Annotated in this window: 7 protein-coding genes; 5 read left to right on the forward strand and 2 right to left on the reverse strand. The window is 62.3% G+C overall.

The features are described from left to right. A partial coding sequence (locus ACFCU0_RS05770; RefSeq protein WP_434972715.1) for a tetratricopeptide repeat protein occupies positions 1 to 1,373 on the reverse strand: 1,373 nt, incomplete at its 3' end. A gap of 308 nt (positions 1,374 to 1,681) precedes the next feature. On the opposite strand from ACFCU0_RS05770, the gene ACFCU0_RS05775 reads away from it, so the two are divergent. Beyond that, positions 1,682 to 2,566: a mechanosensitive ion channel family protein gene (locus tag ACFCU0_RS05775; RefSeq protein ID WP_434972716.1), complete on the forward strand. Its 885-nt coding sequence runs from the start codon at positions 1,682 to 1,684 to the stop codon at positions 2,564 to 2,566. A 114-nt stretch (positions 2,567 to 2,680) separates the two neighbouring features. On the opposite strand, the gene ACFCU0_RS05780 is transcribed toward ACFCU0_RS05775, so the two are convergent. Beyond that, complete coding sequence (locus ACFCU0_RS05780) at positions 2,681 to 4,021, reverse strand: sugar-binding protein (RefSeq protein ID WP_434972717.1); 1,341 nt, start codon at positions 4,019 to 4,021, stop codon at positions 2,681 to 2,683. Between the two features lie 325 nt (positions 4,022 to 4,346). On the opposite strand from ACFCU0_RS05780, the gene ACFCU0_RS05785 reads away from it, so the two are divergent. The 4 genes from ACFCU0_RS05785 to ACFCU0_RS05800 all read left to right on the forward strand — a co-directional run bounded on the left by ACFCU0_RS05785 (position 4,347) and on the right by ACFCU0_RS05800 (position 7,252). Next, entirely contained in the window at positions 4,347 to 4,898 is a 552-nt protein-coding gene (locus ACFCU0_RS05785) for an NUDIX hydrolase (RefSeq protein WP_434972718.1), read from the forward strand. Positions 4,899 to 4,995: 97 nt separating this feature from the next. Beyond that, positions 4,996 to 5,538, forward strand: a complete 543-nt coding sequence (locus ACFCU0_RS05790) for a TIGR00730 family Rossman fold protein (protein ID WP_434972719.1) — start codon at positions 4,996 to 4,998, stop codon at positions 5,536 to 5,538. Between the two features lie 66 nt (positions 5,539 to 5,604). Further along, entirely contained in the window at positions 5,605 to 6,258 is a 654-nt protein-coding gene (locus tag ACFCU0_RS05795) for an alpha/beta hydrolase (protein WP_434972720.1), read from the forward strand. Positions 6,259 to 6,343: 85 nt separating this feature from the next. Next, positions 6,344 to 7,252 (forward strand): alpha/beta fold hydrolase, encoded by a 909-nt coding sequence (locus tag ACFCU0_RS05800; RefSeq protein WP_434972721.1) that lies wholly within the window; start codon positions 6,344 to 6,346, stop codon positions 7,250 to 7,252. Positions 7,253 to 7,263 lie beyond the last annotated feature (11 nt).

Here is a 7,263-nt window from a genome sequence, read left to right on the forward strand (position 1 = left end):
CGGAAATACGCCAGCGCTCCCGACGCATCGCCTGTCTCCTGCAGCATCAGCCCGTGGTAATAGTGGGCATACGGCTGTTCGCCGGCCTGTTTGATGTGCTTCATCGCCGTCTCCATATCGCCCGCCTGGAACGCACGGACGGCTTTCAACTCATGCAACAGCTCACGATCCGCCGAATTGCCAGAGGCGTTTGCATACTCCTCGAATGCCGTCACGTAGAGATCGGCACTCTTATCCTGAGCAACGGCATTGAAGGCACGCGACATCTGAATGCGCGACATCGCGTAGTCCTGACGTCCCTCCGGAAGGCTGGCGACCGACGACTCCGCCGCTTTCAGCACATCCTGCGAGGCTTCATGCTCCCCCTTCTCGTACAACATGCGGGATTTCTGGATGAGAAAATACGTTTTGCGCTCCGGGGCGGACGACTTTGCCCATTCGATCGTCCGGTCGAGCTGCCGAATGGCACCGTCGACATCGTCCTCGTACAGGTACGTGTCAGCCATCGTATCGTACGCATACGCCAGATCACCCTCTTCCGGATCGCTATCCATCACCGCCTTGAGCTCTGATCGGGCCGCCTCGATGTCGTTGTTCATGGCCATCGCGATCGCTGCCCGAACCCGTGCTCCCACGTACCGATTGTCCTTTTCATAGGCCATCCGGTAGTGCGACGCCGCGTCACCGTGTCGGCCCATTTTCAGGTACAGTTCGGCCATGGAGTCGTACGGATTGGCGTCGTCGGGACGGAGGTCGATGTAGGTCTTGAACGCCTCTTCCGCCTTATCGTACTTCTCAAGCTGCATCGCCCGATACCCGAGGAGGTTGTAGGCCGCCCCAAACTCCGGATCCAGCTCCGTCACCCGGGTGAGCGACGTGAGCGAGGCCTCGTGATCCCGCTCCGAAAAATCGAGTTGCGCCTGCATGAACTGCGCGTTCGGATCGTTCGGGTAGGCTTTCGCCAACCCGGTGACGGCCGACTTGAAGGCCTTTGTATCTCCGTCGCGTTGCGCAACGATCGCCTCGATCATCATGCGCTCGCCGTCGGATGCCTCATCGCGAAGTTCGAGGGCGCGGTCGATGTATCGCTGGCCCTTCTCGTAGGATTCGCTGGTGGCTCCACGCATGACCATCGCGAGCGCAAACTCCGGATCCGAATCAAGCGCGCGGTCCGCAGCGGCCCGGGCGGCTACGAACTGAACGTTGAAGGCGTGGTCGATCGCGTCGAGCACGGCGCCCCGGGCGGCCTCCGATGAGGATGTGAGCGGCATCCGATCCTGCGCCAGCGCTGGGACGGCAAGAAACAGCGCCAGCACACCGGCCAGAAGGCTTCGATACCAGAAGGTGGAAGACGTGGGGTGGGACGTAATCATGGCGCATCACGGCATCAATGGACGGGATCGAGGGTGCCTTCAGTCATTCAGCCAGACGACAGGCGCAGGAAGGTACGGCGAACGCCTTGAGCTCCGGTGCACGTTCGGCGCACATATCGCCACCGAGACCCCTCGTCCTGAGATGTGCTGGTTCAATCCGCGGCGCACGTGGTCCGGATCAGGAACCGATCATCGAATCTGGGGCCACGCATGGGAGATGTCTCGAGCCCGACGGCAGACGGGCGATTGTCGATGGCTGAACGAGGCGTTATGTTGGACGACGCTCCCGTCATACGACTGCCCTCGCTATGAACTCGTTCTTCTCCGGCATTCTTGACCGCCTGCGTGCCGACCTCAACCCGCAGACCCTCGCCGACGGTACGGCCGACGTTCTCGCCAACATCGTCGTTGGCGGACTCGTCTTCGCCGTCTTCTACCTTTTCTGGCGGCTCATCGACCTGGCCCTCCGCCGCGGGCTGCGCCGGTCGACGATCGACACGACGACAGCGAGTTTCATCGAAACCGTCGTCAAGTACATCCTTCTCGGCATCGGTCTTATCCAGGCCCTCGCCAGCATTGGCATTGACGCAACGGCCTTTCTGGCCAGTCTCGGAATCGTGGGTTTGACCATCGGGTTTGCGGCGCGCGACGCTCTTTCGAACTTGATCTCCGGCCTGCTCATTTTCTGGGACCGACCCTTCGTCATCAACGACCTGGTGGAGGTCGAGGGGAGCTACGGCCGCGTCGACACGATTACCCTGCGCTCGACGCGTGTCGTGACCACCGATGGCAGAATGCTCGCCATTCCCAACACGACAATCGTGAACTCCATCGTGGCGAGTTACACCAACTTTCCGCACGTTCGGCTCGATGTTGCCGTCACGATCGGGGTGGAGGAAGATGTCGATCATGCGGAGCGCATCCTGCTGGACCTCGTGCTCGAAGATCCAGACTACCTGCCCGATCCCCCGCCTCGCGTGGTGGTGACAGCCCTGAATGACTACAACGTCGAACTGGAATTGCAGGCGTGGTACCGAAATGAATACAACCACCTCGCTGAACAATTCGACCTCCGCAAACGCGTGTTCGATGCGCTGACGCGGGCGGGTGTCGCGATGCCGTATGAAACGATCGAGGTGCGAACGGGCCCGGAGCATCCGTTCCAGATCGAACAGGGGCCGCTCCAGGCGTGAGGCACGCCGTCGGCGTTTCCCTGCAGGTGAACCCGGAGAACCAGAACCAGGAAATGCCCCACCGCTGCCAATCGGCGCGATGGGGCATTCGTCGAAAAAAACCGACCGTCCCATCTACCGAACGACGACCAGTTTCTGCGTTTTCGACTGCTCGCCGGCCAGCACGCGGACGAAGTACACACCCGGGGCGAGTCCATCGACGGAGATCCGCGCGGACGTGCGAGTCCCCGGGCGAAGCGTCTGGCTTTGTACCTGCCGACCGAGCATGTCGTGCACGGAGACCCGGGCCGCCGAAGACCCGTCGGGGAGTGCGATTCCAACCTTCGTGTAGGAATCCGCTGGATTGGGCGCCGGCGCGGTGACGATCAGGCGGCCGGCCGTGCCGCGATCAACGATCACGGCGTTCGACAGCGTGGCCGTCCCATCCACGTCGACCTGCCGCAATCGGTACGAGAGGGTCGTCGCCTCGAACGGCAGTGCGTTGTCGGTCAACCGGTAGCTCTGACGCTGACTCGTGGTCCCTGCCCCCTCGACGGAGCCGATCGTGGTCCACGGTGCCTCACCAGCCCGCCGCTGGACGTCGAAGCGGGCGTTGTTGGTTTCGGAGGTGGACGACCAGCGCAGTGCGACGGCGTCACCGTCCATGCGCGCCTGAAACGAAGCCAACTCCACCGGCAGCGGCGTTCCGGTCAGCGTCGCCGACCCAAAAGCATCGGGCTCGCGAAAGGCCTCCTCGGTACCGTCGTCGTTCCACGTGAGCTTGTGGTCACGACCCGACCCATCGTCGTCGTCATTGATATGGACGTCGATGCCAATCACGTCTCCGGCGACGGGCGTCAGGCTTGCGACCGAGGTCCACGGGATCGAGACTTCGACGCGATAGCCGTCGTCCGTAGAAACCTCGGCGAACGTAACGCCGGGCACATCATCGCCGCTGTTGGCTCCGCCTTCGTTGCAGTAGCCCAGATAGGTAATGCCGTCCTCGAAAATCAGCTGGACGTCGTTGTCGTCGTAGAAGCAATTCGCCGGACCGTTTTCGGACGCGGTGTTGCCGCTGTTATCCAGGTCAAGGTAGACCTCGGGGGAATCGTCGCTTACGCCGAAGGCGTCGCCGGACTCGTTGTCGTCATTCACGACGTCGTCGGTCACCTCAATCAGAAGGTAGAGGTTGGTGTCGTCCCATGCCGCGCGCCACTGTCCCTGCAGGTCGTCGGCGTCGTCCGGTGCCGGCGTGCCATCAACAGTCCGGTCGATCGGCGACAGCGTAGCGCTGTCCCAGAGGGGTTCGATGGCGCCGTCAATGGTCAGGACGTCGACGTCCCGCACCTGCCGCAGGTCGACGCTCCGAGACTGCGCCGTCGCAGAGATCGTCGACCCCGTCAGGGCAATCAGCACGATCCCGAGTACGGCCCGGGCGAATGGCCACCAGCCTAAACATTTCGTATCATCAGTCATGGGAAAGGGGGAGAAATTGGGGGATGCGGGCGCATCGTAACGCGCAAAACGGCGGGATCGGCGTCGCACAACGATCCAATCCGTTGATACAGGAATGTACAAAGACACTGCCATAGTGTCTATTTCTTTTAAATCGTGCACGATCGATGGAGGAATACCCAACGTCACGAAGCATGGCAACGGACAGACGTCGGCAACAGCGTTCGTTGGGAGACAGAGACGACGGGATAGTGAGAACACCTCGACCCTGCAGAAAATTCTGCATGCCGCACTCGTTGGTCATTCCCGACGCGCCTACCGTACCACGTCAACCTTCTGCCCCGCCTTGGAACTCTGGACGCTTCTCGACCGGATCCACATCGGTCATTTTCGCATATTCGACCTCTTCCATCACCTCCTACGGTCGCCTGAAACCGGCGACACGCACGATTTCTACGTGATCGACGCACCCGACTGGGTCAACGTAATCCCGATCACGCCCGGCGGACAGGTGGTCTGCGTGCGACAGTATCGGGCCGGCACCGATGAGGTGACGCTCGAAGTACCCGGTGGCATGGTTGATCCTGGGGACGACGATCCCGTTGCCGCGGCCCGGCGCGAGATGCGAGAGGAGACCGGGTACCGTGCGGATCGTTTCGAATCGCTGGGCATCGTAACGCCCAACCCCGCCATTCAGAACAATCGATGCCACACCATCTGTGCATACAACGCGTATCGCGACGGTCCCCAGCGTCTCGACGGATCCGAGGTGATCGACGTCGAACTCGTGGACCTGAACGCCATTCCATCCCTCATCACCGACGGACGGATCACGCACAGCCTGGTCATCGCTGCCTTCTACCTCCTCGACCAGACATCCACCGGCCCTGCAGGATAACTGACGGCTCGGACGGAATTCGAAGGGCGCACCGGTAATCGCCTTTTCCCGCACTTCGTATTCACACCCCGCACCTCCCCCCCAAGCCCCGCACCCCATGCCCCACATCGGCGTCTTCTGTTCGTCCAGCAATGCCATCGACCCGTCGTTTCGACCGATTGCTGAAGCCCTCGGTGCTGGCATCGCCGACCTGGGACACACCCTCGTCTACGGAGGCGGGGACGTCGGGCTCATGGGAGAAACAGCCCGCAGCGCCACGGAGAACGGGGGCTCGGTCGTGGGCGTCATTCCTCACAAGCTGGAGTCACGCGAGGGCCTGTATACGCTCGCAGACGAGCTCATCATTACGGACACGATGAGTGAGCGAAAACAGACCATCTACGATCGATCGGACGCCTTCGTCGTGCTGCCCGGCGGGTATGGCACGTTGGAGGAGTTCATGGAAATCATGACGCTCGGCAATCTCGGGTACCATCACGACCCGATCATTCTGGTCAATGTCGACGGATTCTACGATACGCTGCTGTCGTTCTTCGATGAACTCTTCGACCAGCATTTCGCCCGTAGACGCGTCGATGAGATCGTTCACGTCGTCCCCTCGGCCGATGCAGCGCTAAACGTTCTTACCGAACTCGACTGACATGCCGACGCCGGCTGCGACGGCCGTCCGGCACACACGACATACCTTCTGCCCTCGGTTCTTTCCATGCCTGACGTCCACCACCGCACTCTCAGCGTCCGGCGCACGGCGCGTCTCTGCCTCCTCGGTGATCCCTCGGCACCGGAGCACGTCTACGTGCTCCACGGATACGGCCAGACGGTCGACGACTTCATCCGGCCGTTCGATATGATCGCCTCGCCCGACCGTTGCATTATCGCTCCGGAAGCCCTCTCGCGCTTCTACACGGACGATATGGGGAAACATCGGGACGTCGGCGCCTCCTGGATGACACGCCGCGACCGGGAGCACGAAATCTCGGACTACATCCACTACCTCGACGACGTCGCCGCTTCGTTGAACAGCGACGGCGACGTCCCGACTTCACGTACCGTCCTTGGATTCTCGCAGGGCACCGCAACGGCATCGCGCTGGGCGCTCCTGGGCGACACAGCCGTTGATCGCATCATCCTGTGGGCGGGCGCTCCCGCTCAGGACCTCGACCTTGCGTCGCACGCGGACGTACTCCGGAACATGTCCCCCACGCTCGTCGCCGGCACGAAAGACCCCTTCATCACGGATGAACGCCTCAATGCCGTCGAACGATGGCTGCAGAAGCACGATATCCCGGCAGACCTTCACCGCTTCGACGGCGGACACCGGCTGCACCGGGACACGCTCGGCGCTCTGTTCCCCTCTTGACGTCCGGCGACGGTGTACGTGAATGGGTCCTGCACACGGGCCGATCGTCCTTACACTTTCCTGCCCATTTTTCCGTACCAAGACGATGGCTGATCTTGCCTCAACCGATCTAACGCACCGCAATGTGTTCGTCAACGGCGTTCGCCTACACGTCGTCGAAGCCGGCCCCTCGGACGGGGAGCCCGTCGTGTTGCTGCACGGATTCCCGGAGATGTGGTACGGCTGGAAGCACCAGATCCCCGCGCTTGCGGAAGCCGGATACCGCGTCATCGTCCCGGATCAACGGGGCTACAACCGAAGCGACAAGCCACCCTCCGTCGCCGATTACGATCTGGACACCCTGGCGGCAGACATCGTTGCGCTGATGGACCACTCCCTGGAGGGATCGTCCTCCGACCGGGTTCACCTTGTCGGACACGACTGGGGCGCCGTCGTAGCGTGGCACGTGGCGGCGACCACACCGAACCTGCTAGCGAGCCTCTCCATTCTGAACGTCCCCCACCCGGCCGTTTTCATCAAAACACTTCGGTCCGATCTCGACCAGCTCCGCCGGAGCTGGTACATCCTCTTCTTCCAGATCCCGTGGCTCCCGGAGGCGCTCCTCCGCCGGAATGACTTCGCTGGACTGCGAAAAATGCTGCGTGCGTCCGGCCACCGTGACACGTTCACCGACGCCGACGTAGAACGGTATGTCGCCAGCTGGCGGAAGCCGGGAGCGCTCACGACCATGATTCACTGGTACCGTGCCGCCGCCCGCCGGGCCTTCACGCAGCGTCCGGAATCGTCGCCGATCGATCCGCCCACGCTGGTGATCTGGGGTGAGCAGGACGTCGCCCTCAGCGCCAGCATGGCCCAGCCGAGCGCCGACCGATGCCGAAACGGCCACCTCGAACGCATTCCCGACGCCACCCACTGGGTCCAGCACGACGCCCCGGACCGGGTGAACGCTCTGCTCGAGCAGCATTTTGCCGAGCAAGCGGGTGGTGACGGTTGAGGTTCGGGGGG

Source organism: Longibacter sp. (assembly GCF_051155795.1).
In the GTDB taxonomy this organism is placed as follows: domain Bacteria; phylum Bacteroidota; class Rhodothermia; order Rhodothermales; family Salinibacteraceae; genus Longibacter.

Excerpts from the sequence above, each read along its gene's own strand:
- ACFCU0_RS05775 (WP_434972716.1), top strand. The coding sequence starts at position 1,682 with ATGAACTCGTTCTTCTCCGGCATTCTTGACCGCCTGCGTGCCGACCTC.
- ACFCU0_RS05780 (WP_434972717.1), bottom strand. The coding sequence starts at position 4,021 with ATGACTGATGATACGAAATGTTTAGGCTGGTGGCCATTCGCCCGGGCC.
- ACFCU0_RS05790 (WP_434972719.1), top strand. The coding sequence starts at position 4,996 with ATGCCCCACATCGGCGTCTTCTGTTCGTCCAGCAATGCCATCGACCCG.
- ACFCU0_RS05795 (WP_434972720.1), top strand. The coding sequence starts at position 5,605 with ATGCCTGACGTCCACCACCGCACTCTCAGCGTCCGGCGCACGGCGCGT.
- ACFCU0_RS05800 (WP_434972721.1), top strand. The coding sequence starts at position 6,344 with ATGGCTGATCTTGCCTCAACCGATCTAACGCACCGCAATGTGTTCGTC.